The following is a 24,117-nucleotide window of genomic DNA, read 5'->3' as shown; positions in this document are numbered from 1 at the left end:
TCTCCGTCATGGAGGTGCCCTGGGAGGAGGCTCCCCGCTTCGGCATCATGAGCGTCAACGGGGAGGACATGATTACCGAGTTCGCCGAAAAGCCAAAGGAGCCCAAAAGCAACCTGGCCTCCATGGGTATCTACGTCTTCACCTGGAAGACCCTGCGACAGTATCTCACCGACGACGAGGCTAATCCGGCGTCTGAGAACGACTTCGGCAAGAACATCATCCCCACCATGCTGAGGGACGGCCAGCGCATGGCGGCCTACCGCTTTGCCGGCTACTGGAAGGACGTGGGAACCCTGGACTCCCTGTGGGACGCCAACATGGATATGCTGTCTCCCACCTCCGGCCTGGACCTCAGCGATGACTCCTGGCCCATCTATGCCCGCTCCGTCAACGCCCCGCCGGCCTTCCTGGGCGGGGACTCCAAGGTGAGCCACAGCGCCATTAACCGCGGCAGCGTGCTGGAGGGCACGGTGGAAAACTCCGTCCTCTCCTCCAATGTGACCGTGGCAGCAGGCGCCCGGGTCTGCTACTCCGTGCTGCTCCCCGGCACGGTGGTGGAGCCCGGCGCAGTGGTGGAGTACGCCATCCTGGGCGAGGGCTGCCGCGTGGGCAAGGACTGCCGCGTGGGCGGCAGCCCCATGGCGGACGCCTCCGACACCTGGGGCGGACTGACGGTGCTGGCCCCCGGCTGCTGCCTGGAGGAGGGCCGCGAGGTGCGTCCCGGCGTAATGCTGGGCAAGAACGCTGAGGAGGTGTCCAAATGAACGGACTGCACGGGATTATTTTCTCCTATGAAAAGCGCAACGAGATGCAGGAGCTGGGCCAGATCCGCTCTGCGGCGTCCATCCCCTTTGGCGGACGGTACCGGGCGGTGGACTTTGCCCTCTCCAGCCTGGTGAACGCCGGCTGCACGGATGTGGGCGTCGTGCTCCACGGCCACTACCAGAGCCTGCTGGACCATTTGGGCACCGGCAAGGCCTGGGATCTAAGCCGCAAGCGGGGCGGCCTGCGGATGCTGCCCCCCTTCAACTACCAACAGAGCTGGGGCGCCATGCCCTTCCGGGGCCATATGGAGGCCTTGGCCGGTGTGCGCAGCTATTTGGATACCATCCGCCAGGACTATGTGGCCCTGATGGACGGCGACCTGGTGGCAAACCTTCCCATGAACGACATCTATGAGAGCCACGTGAAGTCCGGCGCGGATATCACCGTGGTCTGCGGAAACGACAGCTTTGCCACCGACGATGGCACCTATTTTGAGATCAGCGACGGACGGGTGACGGAGGTACTCTACAACCTCCACCGCCCTAGAGGTTACCGTGGGCTGGAGGTATACATCGTCTCCACCAGGCTCCTCAAGGAGATGGTGGACGAGTGCGCCGCCAAGGACCAGTACAGCTGGCGGCGGGATGTGCTCCAGGCCCGGAAGGACCAGCTGTACCTGCGCAGCTATATCTGGAGCGGCTTCGCCGCCCAGATGCGCTCCGTGAAGGAGTATTACGACCGCAGCATGCAGCTGCTGGACCCGGCCATCCGGGCGGATCTCTTCACCCCGGTCCGCCCTGTCCGGGCCAAGGGCACCGACAAGTCCTCCACCTATGTGGGACCGGAGGGCGTGTGTGTCAACTCCCTGGTGGGCGAGGGCTGCCGCATTGAGGGCGTGGTGGAGAATTCCATTCTCTTCCCTGGCGTCAACGTGGCAAAGGGCGCGGTGGTCCGGGACAGCATCCTCTTCAAGGGGACCCATGTCCTCGGCGGCGCAAAGCTGGCCTATGTGATCTGCGACAAGGACGTGAAGGTCCAGGAGGACCGGACGCTGATGGGCCATGCCACCTACCCCATTGTGGTGGCCAAGGGCAGCATTGTTTGATACAGACTTCGGTCAGGGGGAGCGCGCTCCCCCTGATTGAGTTGTAAACGCCGGAGCTTTCCGGCGGAAGTGGGAGATTGGAAGCTTTCTAATGAACACGAAGAAAAGGAGCAATGAGACATGAAAATTTTGTATGCAACCAGCGAGGCAGTCCCTTTTTGTAAAACCGGAGGATTGGCCGACGTAGCCGGTTCTCTGCCGTCTGCCCTGGCGGCGGAGGGCGCGGAGGTGGCGGTGGTGCTGCCCCTGTACCGGCGGGTTCGGGAACGGTTTGGCAGCCAGCTGACCTTCCTGTGCTATGATTATGTGAACCTGGCCTGGCGCCACGTCTACTGTGGACTGTTCTCCCTGGAAAAGGACGGCGTGACGTGGTATTTCCTGGACAACGAGCAGTACTTCGACCGTCCTGACCTCTACGGCTACATGGACGATGGTGAGCGGTTTGGCTTCTTCTCCCGGGCTGTGGTGCGGATGCTGGACCACTTGAAGTTTTGGCCCGACGTCATCAACTGCAACGACTGGCAGACCGCTCTCGTGCCTGTCTACCTCAAGGACGACGGTGTCCGGGAGGAGCGCTTCCGCTCCATACGCACCACGCTGACCGTCCACAACATCGAATACCAGGGCCGCTATAACCCCTATGTCCTGGGCGACCTGTTCGGCCTGGACGCCGGCTGGGTGGAGGACGGCACGCTGCTGATGGACGGCGACCTGAATCTCCTCAAGGGCGCGGTCCTCTGCGCCGACGCCGTCAACGCCGTGTCTCCTACATACGCCAACGAGCTGAAAATGGCCTATTTCGCCCACCGGATGGAGAGCGTCATGCGCCAGTGCGAATATAAGCTCTACGGTGTGCTGAACGGCATTGATATGGACCGCTATAATCCCGCTAAGGATCCCAGCATCGCTTCCAATTTCAGCGTGGAGGACATGGCCGGCAAGGACGCCGACAAGGCCCACCTCCAGCGCCTGATGGGATTGCGGGAGGAGCCGCACGTGCCCATCGTGGCCATTGTAAGCCGTCTGGTCTCCCACAAGGGTTTGGACTTGATTTGTGAAGTGCTTCATGATATGATGAAACTCCCCATGCAGCTGGTGGTGCTGGGCAAGGGTGACAAGAAGTACGAGGAGTTCTTCCACTGGGCCGCCCAGCAGTACACGGGCCGGATGGCGGTGCGCCTGGATTACAACGAGGAGCTGTCCATGGCCATCTACGCCGGCGCGGACCTGTTCCTGATGCCCTCCAAGAGCGAGCCCTGCGGCCTGAGCCAGATGATCGCCATGCGCTACGGCACGGTGCCCATCGTCCGGGAGACCGGCGGGCTGAAGGACACTGTCCACGCCTACGAGGCCTGGCGGGATGCCGGCAACGGATTCACTTTCGCCAACTATGCCAGCAACGACATGCTTCACGTCATCCGGGAGGCCGTGTACCTGTACAAGGACTACCCCGACGTGTTCAGCCGCCTGCGCAAGCGGGCCATGGCGTGCGATTTCAGCTGGGCCCGCAGCGCCGGAGAGTACCTGCGGATCTACGCGAACGTCACCGGGCAGGTCTGGCCCGCGCCGGAGGCCGCCCCTGCGGAGGAGGTTCCTGCGGCCGCCCCGGAGACCCCTGCCGAGGCGCCCGCTCCCGCGGAGGAGACGCCCCCCGCGGCGGAGCCCGTGGCGGAGGAAGCCCGCCCTTTTGAGGAGCCCGCTCCGGCGGCGGAGACCGTTCAGGAGGCCGTCCCCGCTGGGGAGACGGTGAAGAAGGTGTCCGCCAGACGGACTGCCCAAAAGGCCGCTCCCGCGGAGGAATCCGCTCCTGCAAAGGCGGAGCCCAAGAAGCGGGGCCGCAAACCCGGAACCAAAAACGCGGCGAAGAAGGAGCCCGCCGTGAAAAAAGCTGCCGGAGAAACCAAAAAGAAAGGAACCGCCCCGAAGGAGAAGTAAGCGGGCGGCGGGTATGGAGATGCGATGAGACCTTTTACCACTGAGACACTGGAGAAAGCCCTGACGGAAAAGCTGATGCTGAATTTCAGCAAGACCCCCGACGAGGCAAACGATCAGGAGATGATGAAGGCCTGCGCCCTGGTTCTGCGGGACGTGATGGCCATCCGCGGGGTGGAGACCCGCAAGAAGACCGACCGTGAACAGCGCAAGCGGGTTCACTACCTGTCCATGGAGTTTCTGATGGGCCGGAGCCTGATGAAGAACGCCTACAATCTGGACGTTCTGCCCCAGATGAAAGAGGCCCTGTCCAACCTGGGCTTTAAGGCCGGAGACATCTTTGAGATGGAGCCGGACGCGGCTCTGGGCAACGGAGGCCTGGGCCGCCTGGCCGCCTGCTACCTGGATTCCATGGCCACGCTTGACATCCCGGCTACCGGCTATTCCATCTGCTACGACCTGGGCCTCTTCAAGCAGAAGATCGTGGAGGGCGAGCAGGTGGAGCTGCCGGACCACTGGAAGGATTTGGGCATGTCCTGGCTGGTGCCCAAGCCGGAGGAGGCCCAGGAGGTCCGCTTCGGCGGCACCGTGCGGGAGTTCTGGGACAACGGCCGCCTGCACACCGTCAATGAGAATGCCACCACCGTGCTGGCAGTGCCCTGTGACATGAAGATTCCCGGCTTCGGCACGGACCACGTCAATACCCTGCGGCTGTGGGAGCCCCGGGCCACGTCCCCCATGGACATGTCCCTGTTCTCCCGGGGAGAGTACCTCAAGGCGGCGGAGGAGGAGGCTATGGCGGAGTCCATCTCCAAGGTCCTCTACCCCGACGACAGTCACGAGGAGGGCAAATCTCTGCGCTTGAAGCAGCAGTATTTCTTTGTCTCCGCCACCATGCAGTCCATCACCACCAAGCACATGGCCATGTACGGCACCATGAAGAACTTCCACGAGAAGAACGTCATCCAGATCAATGACACCCATCCGGCCCTGGTGATCCCGGAGCTGATGCGGATTCTGATCGACGACGCCGGCATGAACTGGGACGACGCCTGGTCCATCACCACCCAGTCCGTGGCCTACACCAACCACACCGTTTTGGCGGAGGCGCTGGAGCGCTGGCCCCAGAAGCTGATGGAGCAGCGCCTGCCCCGGATTTGGCAGATTATCAAGGAGATCTCCGGCCGCTGGCAGAAGAAGGTCGACGAGTACTACCACGACCCCGGCAAGACCCAGTACATGGCCATCGTGTGGGACGGCCAGGTCCGCATGGCCAACCTGTGCCTGGCCGGCAGCATGGCGGTCAACGGCGTCAGCGCCCTGCATACGGATATCCTGCGCAACGACGTGTTCCGGGACGCCTGCCAGATGGAGCCCTGGAAGTTCAAAAACGTCACCAACGGCATTGACCACCGCCGCTGGCTCAGCGAGATCAACCCCGGCCTGGACGGTCTGATCCGGGACCTCGCCGGCGGGGAGGAGTACCTGTCCAACGCCATGGCGCTCCAGAAGCTGGACAGTTATGCGGATGACAAGTCCGTGCTGGACCGCCTGGGGGAGATCAAGCGGCAGAATAAGGAGGCCTTCGCCCTCCATGCCAAGAAGACCCGGGGCGTCATTCTGGATCCCAACGCCATCTTTGACGTGCAGGTGAAGCGGCTCCACGAGTACAAGCGGCAGCTGCTGAATGTGCTGCATATCATCGCCCTGTACCAGAAGCTCCAGGACGATCCCAACGCCATCACCCAGCCCCACACCTTCCTCTTCGGTGCCAAGGCTGCCCCGGGCTACGTGGTGGCCAAGCGGATCATCCGCCTCATCAACTCCCTGGAGGACCAGATCGCCCACGACCCCATCTGCAAGGATAAGCTCCAGGTGGTGTTCCTGGAGAACTACCGGGTTTCCCTGGCGGAGGTGCTGATGCCCGCCAGCGAGGTGAGCCAGCAGATCTCCACCGCCGGCAAGGAGGCCAGCGGTACCGGCAACATGAAGTTCATGATGAACGGTGCCCTGACTGTGGGGACTCTGGACGGCGCCAACGTGGAGATGAACCAGGTGCTGGGCAACGAGAATATGTTCCTCTTCGGCCTCCACGCCGACGAGGTGGAGCAGCTGAGACGGGAGGGCTACATCCCCCAGCGGCTGTATACCCAGGACGAGACCCTGCGCCGCTGCCTGGACGCCTTGCGCACCGGCTTCCGGGACGGCGTGAGCTACGAGGACCTGTACCAGCGGCTGCTGTTCGGCTCCGGCGGCAGCGCGGCGGACGAGTACCTGCTGCTGGCGGACTTCGCGTCTTACTGTCAGGCGGAGCGGGATATGGCCGCCGCCTACACGGACCGGGACCGCTGGAACCGCATGAGCCTCCACAACATCGCCCGCAGCGGCATCTTTGCCGCCGACCGGTCGGTGCGGGAGTATGCGGACAACATTTGGCACGTGTCCCACAGGTAAGCCAAAAAATTCCCTCCCGCTGCCAGCGGGAGGGAATTTTTTGGCTTGGGAAACGGGAATTATTTCCCACCGGCGGCCCGGAACAGGAAAGTGACGATCTGGCCCCGGGTGCAGGGATTGCCGCCGGAGAAGGTGGAGCCGTCGCCAGTGCCCTTGGTGACGCCCTGCTCCACGGCCCAGCTCACGGCGTCCAGGAAATCCGGCCAATAGTACTGTCCGCCGTCTGCGGGCGTCTCCGGCAGGTCGGTGAAGGAGGCCCGGGTCTCAGCCTTGGGGCTGCCATTGGCCTTCCAGATGAAGTACACCGCGCTTCCGCGGCTGCATGGCGCGGCTGGATCAAAGGTGCCCGAGTATTCCATGTCCATCTCCGCCGCCCACTGGACGGCCTTATAGTAGTATGCGCCGGTGTCGGTCACGTCCTCGTACTGGGTTTCCGTCAGCTTGGGCTCCGGAGACCCGGCGGGGGCTTCCGCCTGTTCCTGGGCGGCAGTGTCCAGGGGATAGGCGTCCGCGTTGCTGGCATCGGCAGGAACAGCGTTCTTATACTGGAACTTCACCGCCATTTCCAGATCCCCGGTCTTGGGCATGGCGGTGACCGTCCATTTCTCCAGGTCAATTTTGAACTTGGCAATCTTCTTGGCGTCGTCGGGGGCGCTCTCTGTGCTGGTGACCACCTTGCTGTCCAGCTCGTAGACGCTGACCTTGACCTCAGTGAGGCCGTCCAGCTCCAGGTCCTTGGTCTTGACTTTGTAGTCCTCGCCCTGGTAGGTGACGGTGAGGCTGATGCTCTCCACGTCGTACTTCCAGGGGGAGATGTAGTAGCCGCCCTCTACGTCCACATAGGTGGCAGCGCCTTTGCCGTCGTCCACGCCCCCGGTCTGGAAATCATGCTTGACCTTGACCTCCTTGGCTGTGTAGATCGTGCTGGCAGCCGCAGAGGGGCAGGATGGTACAGATCATGACAAGCGCGAGAAACAGGGAGAGAAATTTCTTCATCGGAACTGCCTCCATTCATTTCGCGGGAGAATGAGAACTCCGCATGTTTAAGATAAGGGTAGTATACGCCAATTGGTTGACATTTTCGACCAATTCTGTGCCAAAAATCAAACGTTTGCGCTGTGTATAATATATAAAATTTAGCAATCGTGTTTTGGGGAGCCCTGAGAGCTCTGGGGAGGGGCTGGCTCCGTAGCTTCTGAAAAAAGAGGCGGCGCGGCAAAAAAGCCGCGCCGCCGTATAGATGAAAGAAGTTCTCTGTGTTCAGACGGCCCGGAGAATTACAGACGGCCGCTCTGCTTGCGCTGGAGGGCGAAAATGATCTGCATGATCCGATCCTCATCCGCGTCGTTCAGCTCAATGAACCGGCAGCCGTACTCGTAATCCTGATCCTGTCCGATGATGCGCAGAACCTGACAGAGCATGGTGGAAGGCGCTTTTCCCGGCGTCAGGTCCACGCTGATCAGAAGCCGGTCACCGATTTGGTGCTGGTTGGCGGAGGCAATGCGTACACCGCCTACGCTGATGTTCACCAGCTTGCAGGGTTCCTCCTCCGCGCCGGGCCGCCCCACGGAAATGAGGGTGGCATCCATGGACACATCCATACGGAAATAGGAGCGGTCATTTTCCAGCTTTACCAGGGTCAGATTTTCCACACGCCAGATCCGCTCGTCCTCAGTGGGAGAAATGGCGCCCTCCAGATAGGCGGCCTTGGACTTGCGGCTGCTGTATCCTCTGAGCTGTACGGTCAGGGGCGCTTCCATCTCCCGGGAGATGGAAGCGTCAGAGAGCTGGTGCAGATCACCGTGGTTTTCCTCCAAGCCCAACAGTTTTGCCGTAAAGAGCAGGCGGCCCTCTGTATCTGTCACCGCGGCCTCGATCCCGGCGTAGTCCTCCAGGAAGGAGCCCTCTTCCGCCTTTTCCGCCGGGGCGGCTTTTCCGGCCTTTTTTCCAAACAATCCAAACAGACCCATGGTATCTCCTTTTCCGGGACGTGTGCCCGCTGTTATTTATGCTCCCGCCAAAAATCCATCTTGTCGCTGTACCAGACCACCTGGTTGCGGCCGAAGCGCTTGGCATCATACAGCATTGTGTCCGCAATTTTCAGATGTGTGTCGTAGGAATCCTTGGGACCGGGGAACAGGGTCACGCCGCCCAGGCTGACTGTGACCCAAGGGGAGACGGCTTCACTGTGGGGGATGCGGAGCTCTTCCACCGCCCGCCGGATCCCCCGCATATGCTCAAAGGCATCTGCGGCGGTGCTGCCCAGGATGATGGCCACAAACTCCTCGCCGCCGTAGCGGGCGAAAAAGTCCGTTGCGCGCTGCAGGCGGGCGGAGGCTGCGGCGGCCACAGAGGCGATCACCTGGTCTCCGGCCATGTGGCCGAAGGTGTCGTTGTAAACTTTGAATTTGTCGATGTCCATCATGCAGATGGAGAAGGGAACGTTCAGCCGCACGGCGTCCTGCCACCGCTCCAGGCTGACGGCGTTGTAGTGCCGCCGGTTGGCGACGCCGGTGAGCTGGTCCAGTGTGGCCTGCCGCTCGATCTGCACACGGTATTGGTACAGCTTGATGTGGGTGTTGACCCGGGCCTTGACCACCATAGGGTGGAAAGGCTTGGAGATATAGTCCACCGCGCCCAGGGTCAGGCCCCGCTCCTCGTTTTGAAAATCGGAGAGGCTGGTGATGAGGATGACGGGGATATGCTGGGTGGAGAAGTCCTTCTGCAGCAGTGCCAGCAGTTCAAAACCGTTGATGCTGGGCATGATCACGTCCAGAAGGATCAGGGAATAGTCGCCGCTCTTGGCGTAGTGCAGTCCGCTCTCGGCGGTGTGAACCGTAGTGACATCATAGGTGTCATCCAGAATGGACTTGAGAAGATTGGCCTGCACAGGACTGTCATCGATGACCAGAATTCTCTCCATGGCGATACTCCTTTTATTATGACGCCCGCAGGCGGAATGGGTGGTATACTGTCTCTGATAGAGTGCGCTTGCTGTAAGCGGCGCAATTTGAGATATTATATCAGAGTTTTTTCAAAAGGGAAAGTATAAATTTGGGAAAAGAACGGGAAATCCGGCGCTGTCACGCTCAAAACGGAGAAAATTTTCTCTGTTATGAGATTTTTTCCGGCGCTGGCGGATATTCCCCACAGAAAGGCCTTTCAACCCCAAACAAGCGAGGTGAGACGAGTTGACGGACGCAGCCTTTGAGGCGGCCATGGAGCGGTACGCCGATATGGTGTTCCGGTTGGCGTACAGCTATCTGAAAAACCGGGCCGACGCGGAGGATGTGATGCAGGAGACGCTGCTGAAGCTCTACACCCAGCCCCCTCTGGACACCCCGGAGCATGAGCGCTACTGGGTGGTGCGGGTGGCGGTGAACGAGTGCAAGCGCCTGCTGCGCTCCCCCTGGCGGCGCCGGACCGGTCCCCTGGAGGAGGCCCCGGAGGCGGCGGTCTTTGACACCCCGGCTCAGAGTGCGCTCTTCCAAGAGGTGATGGCCCTGCCGCCCAAGTACCGGGCCGCCGTTTATCTCCACTACTACGAGGGGTACAGCGTCCGGGAGGTGGCCGGCGCCATGAACGCCAACCCATCCACCGTGCAGACCTGGCTCATGCGGGCCAGGGGACAGCTGAAAACCAATTTGAAGGAGGCAGAGAGCCCATGATTGATAAACGCCTATACTGCGAGACCTTTTCCCGGCTGTGTGCCTCTGAGGAAGCCAAGAAGGAGGTCTTTCAAATGATGAACGAAAAAAAGAATGCCCGGCGGCTGCCGAAGCTCCTGCGGGGAGCTGCCATCGCCGCCGTTATGGCCATGGCCCTGGCGGTTACCGCCGGCGCGGCGGACCTGGCCACCGGCGGAACGCTGTTCGACAGCCTGCGGCAGGTATGGTCCGACGGCTACGAGACCCGGTATGAGGCCGTGGACCAGGACGGCAACCAGATTATCCTGTCTGTCAGTGAGGGCGCGTATATCGAGAAACGGGACGACGGAAAAGTGATGGTGCTCTGCGCCGCCGGCGAGGAGATTGATATCACCGAGCGCTTGACAGAGGACGGCGCGTACCACTTCGAGAAGTCCCTGGAAAACCATTCGGTGGAGGTGGATGTCACCGGCGGCCTGGAGGCCTGGGAGATGACAGAGACCGTGACCCAGGCGGACGGCAGTGTATACACCAACCACTTCAACAGCGACGATGTGGAGACCGGGTTCCATGTCAGCACCGCAGTCGCGGTGGACACTGACGGCGAGTCCGATGAGAACGGCGTGGTCAACAGCTCCGTTGTGACCGTAACCAACGTCGACGTCGAGGATATCCTTGTTACGGACAGCGCGAAATCCTCTTTCAGAAGCGGAGTCTTCACCGTTGAGCCCGCCGGAACTCCGGAGGAGCCCTGAGGGACCAGGACCGGAATCCATAAACTGGAGAGGGCGGGAATTCCCGCCCTCTCCAGTTTATCCGTCTCCCACAAAAAAAGTGCGGACAGGAGTGCTCCTGTCCGCATTCAGCGCTCTCTACTGAGACCCAGCAAATAATCGGTACTGACACCGTAGTATCTGCTCAAAGTAATCAAATGGTGGATGGGCAATTCGTTTGCGCCGCGTTCGTACCGCGCGTACATGGTCTGAGAGGTCCCCAAGACTTCGGCAATCTGCGTCTGCGTCTTGTCGGCGTCCTCCCGGAGGTCACGTAAAATGCGTACATAGTCCATTTCAGCCATGTTTGACACCTCCCGCTGGATAGTTGAGTCCCCTTAAAAATAATTTAGCATAAAAAGGCGAAAATGTTATGAACACAATACATAATTTTACTAAAAATATACAATAAATTTTACAAAAATAGAATGATTATTGGTGATTTAGGCAAAAATTTACTAAAATACCATACTTCTGGAGAAAAACCCCAGTTGGGGGCCGGAGCCGGCCGCGGCGGTACTTTACAAGCGGCGGAATTGCGGGTATAATAGCTGTACAACACTATTATATCAAAAAAAGGGAAAAAAGCTATGGAATATACGGAAGGCGTACGGTTTGACGGCCTGGGGCTGTCGCCGGAGATTATGCGGGCAATCGCAGAGAAGGATATCGCGGTTTCCACGCCGGTTCAGGCGGGGTGTATTCCGCCCATGATGGACTGGCAGGATGTCATCGCCAAGGCTCCCACAGGCACCGGCAAGACCTTTGCCTACGGCATCCCCATTGTGGAGCACACGGACCCGGCGGACGAGAGCGTCCAGGCGGTGATCCTGGCCCCTACCCGGGAGCTGGCCATCCAGATCACCGATGAGATCCGGGACCTGGCGGCCTACAAGCCCGGCGTGCGGACGGTGTGCCTTTACGGCGGCGCACCTATCGGGCGGCAGATCGACACCTTGAAAAAGCACCCCCAGATCGTGGTGGCCACCCCAGGCCGCCTCAGCGACCACATGAAGCGGCGTACGGTTCGGGTGGACACCGCCCAGACCGTGGTGCTGGACGAGGCGGACCGGATGCTGGACATGGGCTTTATCCACGACGTGACCCGCCTGCTGGATAAGATGAGCAAACGCCGGAATCTGGGGCTCTTCTCCGCCACCATCTCCCGGGAGGTGATGGACATCGCCTGGGTGTACCAGCGGGACGCGGCGGAGATCACCGTCCGGGAGGATGAGCAGAACAAGCCGGACATCAAGCAGTTCCGTATGGACGTCTCCTACGACGGCAAGGCGGACGCCATTGAGAAAATTCTCAGCGAGACCGGCTTTGACCGCTGCATGGCCTTCTGCAACACCAAGGGCTCCACGGAGCGGATCACAAAATTCCTCCAGATGCGGGGCATTGACGCCGAGTGTATCCACGGGGATATTCCCCAGAAACGCCGGGAGCAGGTGATGGACCGCTTTCGCCAGGGGAAGCTCCGGGTCTTTGTCTCCACCGATGTGGCGGCCCGGGGCATCGATGTGGACGATGTGGACATCGTGTTCAACTGCGACGTGCCCGACGAGAACCAGGACTACGTCCACCGCATTGGCCGCACCGGCCGGGCAAAGCGCCAGGGCGTTGCGGTGACTTTCGTGGCGGACTACCCCTCCAAGATGCGCATTGACGACATTGCCCAGAAGACCCGGAATGAGATCGTGTCTGTGAAATTTGACGACGAGGGCCATCTGGCCGCTGTGGAGGGCTGAGGCCATGCGATACACGGCGGCCCTGATCTCCGTGGCGGACATTCGTGTGTCCCAGGCCTTCTATGAGGAGCTGTTCGGCCTGGAGCTGGACCATGATTACGGGATCAATGTCTCCTTCACCTGCGGCCTGGCGCTGCAGCAGAACTTTGCCTGGCTTGCGGGCGTGCCGGAGGACAGCGTGGTAAAGCGGTCCCACAACATGGAGCTTTGCTTCGAGACCAAGGACTTTGACAGCTTTTTGAAGAAGCTGGACAGCCGCCCGGATATCCGGCGCTTGGGGGATGTGGTGGAGCACGGCTGGGGCCAGCGGGTGGCCCGGCTCTACGACCCCGACGGGCACCTCATTGAGGTGGGGGAGAACATGGGGATAGTGGTCCGCCGCTTTCTCGCCTCCGGTATGACCATGGAGGAGGTGTCCGTGCGGATGGATGTCTCCGTAGAGGATCTTGGAAAACTCCTGACAGCTGAATGACCGACTCTGTTTCGCGGCCTCCCACCGGGGGCCGCGCTTTTTGTTGGAATCCCCGGGGAAATTTGTGAATAAAATCTAAAAACTGTCACCGTTTTGTAACTTTTTTCCGGGAGCGACTTTACAAAAACGGCGGATTTCTCTATAATGTCAGTGTATTGCTAAAAATTCCGGCGTCTGTCCGGCGGTGAATAGAGGAAAGTATTTATGCGGATTTGGAAAAAACTCATGTGTCTGGCCCTGTCCGGGGCCATGTGCCTTGGACTGCTGGCGGGCTGCGCCGGAGAGGCGGACGGGGTCTCCCTGTCCGTGTGTGTAGGCCCGGCCCCGGTGAGCCTGGACCCCATCTACGCCGAGGAGACCGGGGACCAGACCATCCTGGCCCATCTGTACGAGAACCTGATGCGGGTGACGGTGGACGTCTCCGGCAGTCCCACGGTGACGGGCGGCATGGCCAAGACCGTGGACCAGGAGGAGAGCTACGACGGCACGGTGACCTACACCTTCCGCCTCCGCAGCGCCAAGTGGTCCGACGGGGTCAACGTGAAGGCCGGGGACTTTGTGTACGCCTGGCAGCGGCTGGCGGACCCGGCCAGCCGGTCCCCCTACGCGGCGCTGCTGTCCGTGGTGGCGGGGTACGACGAGGCCCGGGCCGCCGGGGACATGACCAAGCTCCAGGTGACAGCCAGGAACGACAGCACACTGGTGGTGGTTCTCAGCGGTCACTACGACTGGTTTTTGACAGAGGTCTGCACCTCTCCTGCCACCATGCCGCTGCGGCAGGATGTGCTGCAAAAGCTCAAGGACGCGGCGGAGGAGCGAAGCCAGCGGCCAGGCGGAGAGAAGCTGCGCTGGTGGTCTGACCCCATGGCCCTGGTGTGCAACGGCCCCTATCAGGTGGAGTCCTACACAGGGGGCGCGTCGCTGTCCGCTGTGGTGAACGAGCGCTACTACAGCAACCAGGCCGGCCCTCAGACCCTGGTGTTTCACTTTGCCGACACGGCGGAGGAGGCCCGCTCCCTCTACGACCACAGGACCGTGGACGCCGTCTGGCCCCTGACGGAGGAACGGATGGCGGAGCTGGCGGCGGATGAGAACTGGACGTCCATTCCGGAAATGGGCACCTACGCCGTGCTGTTCAACTGCGGCCGGGAGATGCTGGGGGATTCCTTAGTGCGCCAGGCGGTTCATCTGGCCATTGACCGGGATGCCCTGACCGCCGCCGCGGGGGTCAGCGCCCTGGCTGCCGGCGGACTGGTGCCGCCCGGTGTCCCGGAGGGGGAGGAGGATTTCCGCACTGCGGGCGGCGCCCTGCTGGACGGCGGCGGAGAGACTTACGAGGAGCGCTGTGTCCAGGCGAGGGCCCTGCTGAGCGAGGCGGGCTACGACAGCGGCGTCAGCCTGGGAGAGATGACCTACCTCTACGAGGACGCCGGCAGCAACGGCGCCGTGGCTCAGCTGATCTGCCAGATGTGGCAGGAGGTCCTGGGGATGCGGGTGACGCCGGTGGGCGTCACCAACCGGGAGCTGTGGGCCGCCCTGCGCAGCGGGGAGTACGACCTGGCGGGGGCGGACCTCACCGCCGTGGGCAATGACGCCGAGTGCTTTTTGATGAACTGGACCTCCGGCAGCAGCAACAACGTGGTCCAGTACACCAACAGTGCCTATGACACCCTGATGGCTATCATCGCCAATGCCGCCAACAGCACCGCCCGTATGGGCTGCCTCCATGACGCGGAGGACCTGCTGATCTCCGACTGCGTCATGGCTCCCCTGTATACCCGGGGAACGGCCTGGGAGATGCGGGAGACGCTGACCGGCGCCTGCCGGGACGCCCGGGGCTGGTTCAGCTTCGCCAGCGTGGTGACGAGAGTGGCGTAATACTGGAATTCATTCGCTGGTGTCAGAAGAACTGAAAATATAATGAGGAGAGTTTTTTGGAACAGATTCAAGATGCCCCCAGAGGCGGCAAGTGGATCGAGTATGGCAAATTCACCTTTCTGGACGCCTCCCACGAGATCAAAACTGTTGACACACCTCCGGATGTGGACGAATGGGTCGCGGTGGACATGAGTCCGGAGCACCGTCTGGAGTCATGGCGGCCGCTCTTCACCGGCGCTGCTTTGGGACGAAATCCCGGCACGGCCGCTGCCTGGAAGGAGTTTGAACAGCAGACCAAACTGGCGGCCGGACAGTTTCTGGACGGGGCCATGGACGCGGATTCCCTGACGGAGGTCTTTCAGCGGGGATACCAGCATCTGACCGATGTGGCGAAGGACACCGGGTACCCCAGCCCCCTCTGGGATGGGATGATGGGGCCTGCCGCCCTGGAGAGTATTTACGGCGAGTTCCGGCGGATGGTCCTGGACACGGCGGTCCAGCGGAACAACCAGGAGGGACGGCAGTACGTCACCGGCGAGATGAACTCTCAGCGGACCTATAAGTACTATAATTCTGATTGCTACTTCAAGACCGAAGAGGCGATTGCCTCCGCTACGGAACGCTACAACGCCCTGATTCAGGAGGCGGGCTGGGAGGACTACATCTCCGTGCCTGATTACAAGGGGAAGGGACTAAACCTCTACTACAACTTCAACACCGCCTTTTCCAACAAATTTGATGTGAGTGAGCAGTACATGATTGATCCGGACCAGGTTTCGCCCAGGGACTTCCAGTGGTTTTATCAGACCGGCGGCTCGGAGGGAAACAAGGGCATTGTCGATTCCTGTATCGTCACCCACCTGGACGGCACAAAGACCTTTGAAGACTATTCCGGCCCGGAATTTGATCCGGGGCACCCCGGCAAAGCCAATATGTGGGCCGCTTACCGGGATGAAAATGGGGTGCGCCATCAGGTCAGCGTGGATTTTCGGTACAAGTTCGTGGAGTCCGACCTGCGCAATGTGGCGGCTCTCCTGCGTTTTCCCGGGGACAGTGCCGCCGGCCAGTCTGCCAACCGCTTTTTGCGAAATCTCCAAGTGTATTCATCAGGGCATTTCAGTCGTTTTCCAACGAAGAAAAGCGGGTTCCAGGCATATGTATAAATGAAAAAGTCAAACGAGGAACAGAAAAAGAGAGGGGGATGCCCACAGGCATCCCCCTCTCTTTTGACGCTTACCGCTTCCCGTAAAAGATCCGTCCTGCGCAGTTTCCAGCCAGGACAATTATGGCATAGGCCGCGGCGTAGACCCAGGCGGAGGCGTTGTAATAGATGAAAATCGTCGGGAGAAACAGGACAAAGGCGGCGGCCGGAAGCAGGAGAAAGAATCCGCGGCGCATCCCGCAGGCCAGCGCCGTGATGAACGCCGCCAGCGGCATGACGAACAGCATCAGAAGCATGGCCGTGCCCGTGCCCACCATCAAAAGGGGCAGGAGATAGAAATCCACGGCCAGTACAAGGACATAAGGAATCAGCGCAGCGCAGCTTTTCTTCATGATTCACACCTCCAGCTGAAACAGCTCCTCGACGGTTGTTCCCAAGTGCCGGGCCAGCTTCATGGCCAGCTCCAGGGTGGGGTTATATTTGTTGTTCTCGATGGCGATGATGGTCTGCCGGGTCACGCCCAACGCGGCGGCCAGATCCTCCTGGCGGTATCCCTTGGACTTGCGGAGGGCCTTGATCTGGTTCTTCATGTCCGGACACCCATCAGTACCACGGCGGCCACGGCGGTGGCTGCCGCGGCGGCGATGACGCAGGCCAGCAGGACCAGCTTTATGAGAGGGCCGGTTTCGTAGGAATCCTCGTCGTCCTTCACCGCGCTGCGGGTCAGGATTATCTGGGAAAAGGACTGGATCAGCACTGCCGCTGTCAGCAGAAGGCACGGGAGAAGATTCAGCCGGCTGTGATGGATATAAACTTGGATGCTCTCGTAAAAGGACCAGATCACAAGGGCAGCGATCAGGAAGAGATAGGCGTTTCGCTGGGCCTTGAACAGGATGTGCCGTTCCATTTCGTCCATCTTGCGAAATCCCAGCTTTTCAAAAATACGTTTCATGGGAGGCCTCCTAAAGTAAAAAGCTCTTTACATTCATATGATAGCCCGGCGGAGCAGAAAAGTCAAGAACTTTTTACATTTGCAAATGTCCGGCCGCGCATTTTATCATCCGTGATTTTGGGTTTCCGGCTGCGGCTTTGCGGGGGCGGAGCTCCGCTGCCGCCCGTTTTCCCGAAAACGCCAGGTTTCCGGCGGACGGGCCGGGACAGAGCCCGGCCCCTGCATAAAATCTGTGAAGAGGCCTCTTCCTATTAGAGAGTAAAAAGATGCCGCCCATTGGGCGGCATCTCGAAAGTATGAAGGTATAAATCAGCGCTTGCTGAACTGAGGTGCGCGGCGGGCGGCCTTGAGGCCATACTTCTTGCGCTCCTTCATGCGGGGGTCGCGAGTCAGGAAACCGGCCTTTTTCAGGATGGGGCGGTTATCCTCGCTGGCCAGCAGCAGGGCGCGGGCAATGCCGTGGCGCAGGGCGCCGGCCTGGCCGGACACACCGCCGCCGGAGACAGTGGCCACGATGTCCATCTTGCCGGTGTTGCCGGTGGCCTCCAGGGGCTGGCGGACCACCATTTTCAGGGTGTCCAGGCCAAAATACTCGTCAATGTCACGGCCGTTGATGGTGATGGAGCCGGTGCCGCCCGGGAACAGGTGGACGCGGGCCACGGAGGACTTCCGGCGGCCGGTGCCGTACAGATAGGGCTTCTTAGACTGATACATACGCTTCCTCCTCCTTATTCAGCGTCCAGGGCGATGGGCTTCTGGGCCTGCTGCTTGTGCTCGGCACCGGCATAGATGTGCAGGCGCTTCAGGGAATCCTTGGCCACGGTGTTCTTGGGCATCATGCCCCGGACGGCCACCCGCATGGCAACCTCAGGCTTTTCCTGCATCAGGATACGGTAGGGGGTCTCCTTGAGGCCGCCCACCCAGCCGGAGTGGGTGCGGTAGATCTTCTGCTCGCCCTTTTTGCCGGTGAGCACCGCTTTTCCCGCGTTGATGATGATGACATTATCTCCGCAGTCGGCGTGGGGCGTGAAGGTGGTCTTGTTTTTGCCGCGCAGCAGATCGGCGGCCCGGACAGCGGTCTTGCCCAGGGGCTTTCCGGCGGCGTCCAGGATGTACCACTTGCGCTCAATGTTGGCCTTGTTTGCCATAAAAGTGGACATGGTGTTTCCTCCGTATGATATATTTGTATTTGCTTTACAAATCAAGCGCTCCGGGGTAAAATCGGAGCAAGATTATTTATAACACAGCGGACCGGCGGTGTCAACATGAATTTCATTTAGCGGGCAGAAAACTCGCGAAATCTCAATTTATCTCTTGTTATCTTTAAAATTCTGAATTTGCATTTTTAAAAATGGAGTTGGAAAAGCGCGGAAGATCCGACCTTCCGCGCCTGAGAGAATATGTAGGCGGCTATAATACCCAATGTACCAGCAGCAGCAGGCCGAACCCCGGCAGGCCCAGAATGCCGATCACCAGGGCGTTCCAGAGGTTCAGCCCCAGGGTAAGGCCGGTGATCCCGGACGTCAGATTCACCGCCCACAGGGCCAGAAAGCCCAGCAGGGTGTTGGCCAGCAGCTTGACCGCTACTTTCAGCGGAGCCTGGAACACCCGCAGCAGGGCAATAAGGAAGAATCCTGCCAGCAGGGCGGCGATGACCTTCTGGTTCAGGTCCATACGGCATCCCCCTGGAAGTCCGCTGCCGCCGCGCTCTCGGGACTGCGCTCCTTGATGGCGCGGATAAGATAGTTGCAGCGGGCCTTCACGGCGCTGATCTGGTAGATGCAGGATTCCACCAGCTCCGGGTCCAGGGCGTGGTCAAACTGCTGGTAGGCGCAGGCCAGTTCCCCTTGGGCCTCCAGCAGTTCGGCTTTCAGGGTCAAAAGCTCCAGGTCTGGCCGGGCACGCTTGGCAAAGAGCACGTTTTTCATAAGGCATTGTCCCTACTGTCTCTATTCATACTGGGAGTTTGGACAAATATTCCAATTTTCATGCGGGAGGCGAAAAGAAAAATGACAGGGGACCGGGAATTCTATATGCGCCAGGCACTGGAGCTGGCCCGGGAGGCCGCCCTGGCGGGCGAGGTGCCCGTGGGGTGCGTCATCGTCAGGGAGGGCGAGATCGTGGGCCGGGGCCGCAACCGGCGGGAGGAGAAGCAGTCCGCCGCCTCCCACGCGGAGATGGAGGCCATTGCTCAGGCCAACGAGTTTCTTGGCGCCTGGCGGCTGGAGGGCTGTGAGCTGTACGTCACCCTGGAGCCCTGCCCCATGTGCGCAGGGGCAATCTTGAACGCCCGAATATCCCGGGTCTGGTACGGCGCCCGGGACAGGACCTTCGGCGCCTGCGGCGGTGTGACGAACCTCTTTATGGAGGACTTTCCCAACCGCCCCGCCCTGGTGGGAGGGGTTCTGGAGGCGGAGTGCCGGGAGGTGCTGTCGGCGTTTTTCAGCGGCCTTCGGCAGAGAGAGGACAAGTTGACATAAAAAAACAATTGGATTTAATTCTTTCTTAACAATTGATGCTGGTTTGCTTAACAACTCTCCTGTATCTTAATACTTGCAAGAGACAAAACTTCTTTTCATCCAATCTTCCAAAAAATAGGGAACAGGCCAGCCGGGAGGCTGGCCTGTTCCCTATTTCTCCGGAGCGGAAGCCAGCAAAGCGTCCCGCAAAAGGCCGTGTGGCGCGGGGTGGAGAACTGGTTCCTTACTTTACATAATATGACCGGTTTCGCCGCGGTGCGAAAGACTGTAAAGGACAAAGACAGGGACGTGGAACCGGCGGCACGGAAGTTCCGCGCCGCCGGCTTTTTCAGATGCCGCCTGCTGCAATCAGCCCCACAGCGCCGACAGGGTGGGGATGACCTGTTTTTTCCGGGACATGATCTTGGGCAGGAAGACGCTGTTCTTCGCGCCCTTGATATTGAAGGCCTGCTCGATGGTTTCCTCGTCCCCCACATACAGGAGCCAGGTGCCCTCCAGCAGAACGTCCGTAATCATCAGCACCACGGTATTCAGTTTCCTCTGGCTGTGGACAGCTTCCATGGCGGCCAGGAATTCCTCCTTCCGGGCCAGAAGGCGGTCGGAGTCCATACAGGTGATCTGGCTCACAGCCAGATTGTGGCCCGCGATGTGGAATTCCTTGTAGTCCGTGTGGATCATGGCATCCACCGTCCTGTCGTCTCCGCAGGTGGCGGAGAAGATGGCCTTGCCCAGCTCCTCCAGGGAGAGGTTGGCGATACGGGCCATGCGGTTGGCAATGTCGATGTCCCGCTGGGTGCAGGTGGGGGACTTAAACATGACCGTGTCGGAGATGATGGCCGCAGCCATCAGGCCCGCCATCTTGGCGGTGGGCATCAGGCCCTTCTCCTGATACATACCCGCCACGATGGTGGTCGTGCTGCCCACCGGCTCGTTGCGGACGCTGATGGGATTTTTGGTCTCGATATCCGCCAGACGGTGGTGGTCCACGATTTCCAGAATCTCCGCCTGGTCCAGCCCCGGCACGGACTGGGCTTTTTCATTGTGGTCCATCAGAACCACCCGCTTGCGGCGGGGGCGCAGCAGGTGGAAGCGGGACAGCGTGCCCACCACCCGTTCGTTCTCGTCCAAGATGGGATAAGCCCGGAAACGGCTCTCCAGCACGGCGTCCTGCACGTCGTCGACATAGTCGTCCAGGTGGAAACAGACCAGAGCCTGGCTGTTGCAGATGTGCGAGATGGGCAGAGCGTGGCAGATCAGGCGCACGGCCTGATAGGCGTCGATGGGGGTGGAGATGATGCAGGTGCTGGTTTTGGCCTCCAGCAGCTCCTGGGACACCTCCGCCTGACAGACGATGACACAGCTGACCTCCAGCTCCAGGGCCCGGCGGATCATCTCCGGCTGGTCACCGCAGACGACAATGCTGTCCTTGTTGGTGAACATGAGATTTTCCCGGCTGGCGGGCAGGGCGATGATCACCTCGCCGGAGATGACATCCTTCAGCTCACCGCCTTCGTTGAGTATCTTGCCCTCCAGAACAGACAGCAGATTGAACACGGGGATCTCCCCCATGCGGGGGTTTCGGACAGAGGTCATGTCGTAGTTGGCTACATCCCCGGCGGAGAGCATGCCGTACAGTGTGCCGTCCTCATTGGCCACGGGGAGGACGGAGATCTTTTCGCTCTGCATGGTCTGCCAACCCCGGCTGATGGTGGCGGCGGCGGACAGAGTGGGGGGGATGTCATAATCCAAGTCCCGGACCTGGGTGCGGACGTTGCTGATGAGCTTGGGAGGCTGGAATCCGAAGCGGTCCAGTACGAGCTGGGTCTCGTCGCTGACCTGACCCAGCCGGGCGGCCTGGTACTCCCGCTTGCCCAGGGCATTTTTCAGCGCGGCGTAAGCCATGGCGGAGACGATGGAGTCGGTGTCCGGGTTTCGGTGTCCGGTGATATATACGGTGTCCATAGGGAAACCCTCCTTTGGGGAAATTGTGCTCAATACAGTATCATCATACAGCCCTGAGATGCCTTTGTCAACGGAGGCGTTACAAAATCAGCAGTTCCTTGGGGGCCCGGGTCAGGTTTTCACAGCCGTCTTCCGTGATGACGATCACATCCTCGATTCGGACGCCCAGCCTCCCTGGGAGGTAGATTCCCGGCTCCGCAGAGATGACGGCTCCCGCCGGCAGGGACTTGCCGTTGGCGGAGGAGGCCCGGGGCTCCTCATGGATCTCCACGCCCACGCCGTGGCCGAAGCCGTGGCCGAAACAGTCTCCGTATCCGGCGTCCGCGATGACCTTCCGGGCGGCGCCGTCCACGTCCCTGCCGGTGACGCCGGCCCGGGCGGCGGCGATGCCGGCCTTTTGGGCAGCCAGCACCGTCTCGTATACGGTGCGCATCTCCTCCGTCACAGAGCCCACCGCCACAGTGCGGGTCATGTCAGAGCAGTAGCCGTGGTAGATGCAGCCGAAGTCCATGGTGACGAACTCGCCGCTCCGGATTTCTTTTTCCGAGGGTACGCCGTGGGGCAGGCTGCCGTTGGGGCCGGAGACCACGATGGGGTCAAAGGACATATTCTCCGCTCCATAGTGGAGCATCAGGTATTGGAGCCGGGCGGCGATCTCCTTCTCCGTCACGCCGGGGCGGATTTCCTTTAAGATGTCCGCCAGCGCCCGCTCGGCGATGCGCTGGGCGGCGGTCATGATCTCCAGCTCCTCCCGGTCCTTCACCCGGCGCAGCTCCGCCAGAAGCTCGGCGGCGGGCACCAGCTCGCAGGGCAGGGCCTTGCGGTAGGTCTCGTAATCCTGAACGGTCATATAGGCGTCCTCGAAGCCCATCTTCTCGATGGACTGTTCCTCGATGGCCTCTTTCAGCCGAGTGGAGTAGCCCTTGCCGGGGCCCACCTCCCGCAGCTCAGCGTCCTGTACGGCACGCCCGGCGGCCTCGGTGTAGCGGGAGTCGGTGAAGTAGTAGTTCTTCTTCCGGGTGACCAGGGCCATACCGTCGGTGCCGGAGGAGTGGAATCCGGAGGCGTAGAAGCGGTTGGCCTCGCAGGAGAGGAGCATGGCGTCCAGACCGCGGTGCTCCAAGGCGGCGGCAATTTGTTTAAAATGGTTCATTTTGGCGTTCTCCAATTCTTTATTGATTTATTTTCGCGCCCACCACTCATGGCGTGTGGTTTCAATGCCGTTTGATTCCAATATCTTTACCACAGCCTCGACCCGATGAAAGCACGCGGGGGCGTTCAGACTGTCATCATTCAGGATTTTGCGGATTTTCTCCGGCGTCCGCAGCGCCCGGGAGATTGTCTCCGATACAAGTTTTCTCAAAGTCTCTTCCTGCCGCAGGAATTTGACAGCTTCCGTTTCAATGGTTCGCGCTGCCAGCTCTTCCTATACTGATCATTCTATAATACCTCTATTTGACATTTACGACCCATTTTTCTCTCTCTTTGCGAAGGGAGAAGATGGGGGTGCATAGCCCAGCCATCTTCACGGCTGACAGTCCCCCCGTCCGTCAGAGCGGGTACAGGGCTCCCGCGCCCGCATGGGCGGACACCATTAGAGTATTCCCTATCCCTCCGCCGATTCTACCGCCGCTTTGACAAATCCGCAAAACAGCGGATGGGGGCGGTCGGGCCGGCTCTTGAACTCCGGGTGGAACTGGGCGGCCACGAACCAGGGGTGGTCCGGCAGCTCCACGATCTCCACCAGACGGCCGTCAGGAGACGTGCCCGCCAATGTCAGACCCGCCGCCTGGAGGGCCTCCCGGAAATCATTGTTGAACTCATAGCGGTGCCGGTGGCGCTCGGAGATCTCCGGCGCACCGTAGAGACTGCGGCTGCGGACGCCCTCCGCCAGGACGCAGGGGTACCGGCCCAGGCGCATGGTGCCGCCCTTGTCGGTGACATTCACCTGCTCCGGCATCAGGCCGATGACGGGGTGGGGCGTGGCCGGGTCGAACTCGGTGGAGTTGGCGTCCCGCCAGCCCAGCACATGACGGGCGAACTCCACCACCGCCATCTGCATCCCCAGGCAGATGCCCAGGTAAGGAATGCGGTTTTCCCGGGCATACTGTATGGCGGCGATCATGCCCTCAATGCCCCGGCCGCCAAAGCCCCCGGGTACCAGCACGCCGGCGCAGCCCGCCAAGGTCTGGGATACGTTCTCCGCCGTCAGTGTTCCGGAGTCTACCCACGCAATCTCCACAATGGCGCCGTTGGCGGTGCCGGCGTGGTTCAGGGACTCCACCACAGAGAGGTAGGCGTCGTGGAGCTGGGTGTACTTCCCCACCAGGGCGATGCGCACCCGGCGGCTGGCCGCCTTTTCCCGCTTCACCATGGCGGTCCACTCCCGCAGGTCCGGCTGATGGGTGATGAGACCCAGCTTCCGGCACACCGCCTCATCCAGTCCCTCCTCCGCCATCAGCAGCGGCACCTCGTACAGCGTGGAGGCGGTGGCGTTCTGGATGACGCAGTCCGGCTGGACGTTGCAGAAGAGGGCGATCTTCTGCCGCACATCCTCCGTGATGGGCGCGTCGCAGCGGCACACCAGGATGTCCGGCTGGATGCCCAGGGACAAGAGCTCCTTCACGGAGTGCTGGGTGGGCTTGGATTTCAGCTCCCCGGAGCCGGGGACTTGGACGATGAGGGGCACGTGGATGAACACCACATCCCCCAGGGGCCTCTCCGCCCGTACCTGGCGGATGGCCTCCAGAAAGGGCTGGGACTCGATGTCGCCCACGGTGCCGC

At 60.7% G+C, this 24,117-nt stretch carries 25 protein-coding genes; 11 read left to right on the top strand and 14 right to left on the bottom strand.

Going from position 1 to position 24,117, the window contains the following annotated elements:
• From QZ326_RS03260 to QZ326_RS03245, 4 genes are all read left to right on the top strand, one after another.
• Positions 1-764, top strand: a 764-nt coding sequence (locus tag QZ326_RS03260; RefSeq protein ID WP_295741125.1) for a sugar phosphate nucleotidyltransferase, incomplete at its 5' end; no start/stop codon positions are given.
• Positions 761-1,870 (top strand): glucose-1-phosphate adenylyltransferase subunit GlgD, encoded by a 1,110-nt coding sequence (gene glgD / locus QZ326_RS03255; RefSeq protein ID WP_295741123.1) that lies wholly within the window; start codon positions 761-763, stop codon positions 1,868-1,870. The genes QZ326_RS03260 and glgD, both read left to right, overlap by 4 nt.
• A 120-nt stretch (positions 1,871-1,990) precedes the next feature.
• Positions 1,991-3,805: a glycogen synthase GlgA gene (glgA, locus tag QZ326_RS03250; RefSeq protein WP_295741121.1), complete on the top strand. Its 1,815-nt coding sequence runs from the start codon at positions 1,991-1,993 to the stop codon at positions 3,803-3,805.
• A 24-nt stretch (positions 3,806-3,829) separates the two neighbouring features.
• A complete protein-coding gene (locus QZ326_RS03245; RefSeq protein ID WP_295741119.1) occupies positions 3,830-6,256 on the top strand; it encodes a glycogen/starch/alpha-glucan phosphorylase in 2,427 nt (808 codons plus the stop codon).
• 59 nt (positions 6,257-6,315) lie between these two features.
• Here QZ326_RS03245 and QZ326_RS03240 read toward each other — a convergent pair whose 3' ends face one another.
• From QZ326_RS03240 to QZ326_RS03230, 3 genes are all read right to left on the bottom strand, one after another.
• On the bottom strand, positions 6,316-7,125 hold the full coding sequence (locus tag QZ326_RS03240; RefSeq protein WP_295741117.1) for an S-layer homology domain-containing protein: 810 nt from the start codon (positions 7,123-7,125) through the stop codon (positions 6,316-6,318).
• Positions 7,126-7,533: 408 nt separating this feature from the next.
• Positions 7,534-8,226: a flagellar brake protein gene (locus tag QZ326_RS03235; protein ID WP_295741116.1), complete on the bottom strand. Its 693-nt coding sequence runs from the start codon at positions 8,224-8,226 to the stop codon at positions 7,534-7,536.
• A 32-nt stretch (positions 8,227-8,258) separates the two neighbouring features.
• The gene (locus tag QZ326_RS03230) at positions 8,259-9,179 is read right to left on the bottom strand and encodes a diguanylate cyclase (protein WP_295741114.1); all 921 of its coding nucleotides are present in this window, start codon (positions 9,177-9,179) and stop codon (positions 8,259-8,261) included.
• A 268-nt stretch (positions 9,180-9,447) separates the two neighbouring features.
• Between QZ326_RS03230 and QZ326_RS03225 the strand changes: the two genes are divergently transcribed.
• Entirely contained in the window at positions 9,448-9,924 is a 477-nt protein-coding gene (locus QZ326_RS03225; protein WP_295741112.1) for an RNA polymerase sigma factor, read from the top strand.
• On the top strand, positions 9,921-10,658 hold the full coding sequence (locus tag QZ326_RS03220) for a hypothetical protein (protein WP_295741110.1): 738 nt from the start codon (positions 9,921-9,923) through the stop codon (positions 10,656-10,658). The genes QZ326_RS03225 and QZ326_RS03220 overlap by 4 nt, the downstream gene beginning before the upstream one ends.
• A 107-nt stretch (positions 10,659-10,765) precedes the next feature.
• On the opposite strand, the gene QZ326_RS03215 is transcribed toward QZ326_RS03220, so the two are convergent.
• Positions 10,766-10,981: a helix-turn-helix domain-containing protein gene (locus QZ326_RS03215; protein ID WP_016322020.1), complete on the bottom strand. Its 216-nt coding sequence runs from the start codon at positions 10,979-10,981 to the stop codon at positions 10,766-10,768.
• Positions 10,982-11,266: 285 nt separating this feature from the next.
• On the opposite strand from QZ326_RS03215, the gene QZ326_RS03210 reads away from it, so the two are divergent.
• The 4 genes from QZ326_RS03210 to QZ326_RS03195 all read left to right on the top strand — a co-directional run bounded on the left by QZ326_RS03210 (position 11,267) and on the right by QZ326_RS03195 (position 15,940).
• Positions 11,267-12,427, top strand: a complete 1,161-nt coding sequence (locus QZ326_RS03210; RefSeq protein WP_295741108.1) for a DEAD/DEAH box helicase — start codon at positions 11,267-11,269, stop codon at positions 12,425-12,427.
• A 4-nt stretch (positions 12,428-12,431) separates the two neighbouring features.
• Positions 12,432-12,899, top strand: coding sequence for a VOC family protein (locus QZ326_RS03205; protein WP_295741106.1), 468 nt, complete (start codon positions 12,432-12,434; stop codon positions 12,897-12,899).
• A gap of 204 nt (positions 12,900-13,103) precedes the next feature.
• Positions 13,104-14,777, top strand: a complete 1,674-nt coding sequence (locus tag QZ326_RS03200; RefSeq protein WP_295741104.1) for a peptide ABC transporter substrate-binding protein — start codon at positions 13,104-13,106, stop codon at positions 14,775-14,777.
• A 56-nt stretch (positions 14,778-14,833) separates the two neighbouring features.
• Positions 14,834-15,940, top strand: coding sequence for a hypothetical protein (locus tag QZ326_RS03195; protein WP_295741102.1), 1,107 nt, complete (start codon positions 14,834-14,836; stop codon positions 15,938-15,940).
• A 70-nt stretch (positions 15,941-16,010) separates the two neighbouring features.
• Here the strand turns inward: QZ326_RS03195 and QZ326_RS03190 are convergent, their stop codons facing one another.
• From QZ326_RS03190 to QZ326_RS03160, 7 genes are all read right to left on the bottom strand, one after another.
• Positions 16,011-16,331 (bottom strand): hypothetical protein, encoded by a 321-nt coding sequence (locus QZ326_RS03190; RefSeq protein WP_295741100.1) that lies wholly within the window; start codon positions 16,329-16,331, stop codon positions 16,011-16,013.
• Between the two features lie 3 nt (positions 16,332-16,334).
• Positions 16,335-16,529, bottom strand: coding sequence for a helix-turn-helix transcriptional regulator (locus QZ326_RS03185; protein WP_295741097.1), 195 nt, complete (start codon positions 16,527-16,529; stop codon positions 16,335-16,337).
• Positions 16,526-16,891, bottom strand: coding sequence for a hypothetical protein (locus tag QZ326_RS03180; protein ID WP_295741095.1), 366 nt, complete (start codon positions 16,889-16,891; stop codon positions 16,526-16,528). The genes QZ326_RS03185 and QZ326_RS03180 overlap by 4 nt, the downstream gene beginning before the upstream one ends.
• A gap of 309 nt (positions 16,892-17,200) precedes the next feature.
• Positions 17,201-17,605, bottom strand: coding sequence for a 30S ribosomal protein S9 (gene rpsI, locus QZ326_RS03175; protein WP_016321907.1), 405 nt, complete (start codon positions 17,603-17,605; stop codon positions 17,201-17,203).
• A 14-nt stretch (positions 17,606-17,619) separates the two neighbouring features.
• Positions 17,620-18,051 (bottom strand): 50S ribosomal protein L13, encoded by a 432-nt coding sequence (gene rplM, locus QZ326_RS03170; RefSeq protein WP_293280466.1) that lies wholly within the window; start codon positions 18,049-18,051, stop codon positions 17,620-17,622.
• Positions 18,052-18,301: 250 nt separating this feature from the next.
• Entirely contained in the window at positions 18,302-18,565 is a 264-nt protein-coding gene (locus QZ326_RS03165) for a pro-sigmaK processing inhibitor BofA family protein (RefSeq protein WP_295741091.1), read from the bottom strand.
• Positions 18,556-18,819, bottom strand: coding sequence for a DUF2508 family protein (locus QZ326_RS03160; protein ID WP_295741089.1), 264 nt, complete (start codon positions 18,817-18,819; stop codon positions 18,556-18,558). The genes QZ326_RS03165 and QZ326_RS03160 overlap by 10 nt, the downstream gene beginning before the upstream one ends.
• Positions 18,820-18,900: 81 nt before the next feature.
• Between QZ326_RS03160 and QZ326_RS03155 the strand changes: the two genes are divergently transcribed.
• Positions 18,901-19,371: a nucleoside deaminase gene (locus QZ326_RS03155; RefSeq protein WP_295741087.1), complete on the top strand. Its 471-nt coding sequence runs from the start codon at positions 18,901-18,903 to the stop codon at positions 19,369-19,371.
• A 348-nt stretch (positions 19,372-19,719) separates the two neighbouring features.
• Here QZ326_RS03155 and QZ326_RS03150 read toward each other — a convergent pair whose 3' ends face one another.
• The 3 genes from QZ326_RS03150 to QZ326_RS03140 all read right to left on the bottom strand — a co-directional run.
• The gene (locus QZ326_RS03150) at positions 19,720-21,333 is read right to left on the bottom strand and encodes a putative manganese-dependent inorganic diphosphatase (protein WP_295741085.1); all 1,614 of its coding nucleotides are present in this window, start codon (positions 21,331-21,333) and stop codon (positions 19,720-19,722) included.
• A gap of 79 nt (positions 21,334-21,412) precedes the next feature.
• Positions 21,413-22,486 (bottom strand): Xaa-Pro peptidase family protein, encoded by a 1,074-nt coding sequence (locus QZ326_RS03145; protein WP_295741083.1) that lies wholly within the window; start codon positions 22,484-22,486, stop codon positions 21,413-21,415.
• A gap of 453 nt (positions 22,487-22,939) precedes the next feature.
• Positions 22,940-24,117 (bottom strand): CTP synthase (locus QZ326_RS03140; RefSeq protein ID WP_295741082.1); only part of this gene is annotated, 1,178 nt, incomplete at its 5' end.

Origin of the sequence: uncultured Oscillibacter sp., assembly GCF_910587525.1 — a bacterium.
GTDB lineage: Bacteria > Bacillota > Clostridia > Oscillospirales > Oscillospiraceae > Oscillibacter.
This window is presented reverse-complemented; position numbering and strand designations above follow the sequence as displayed.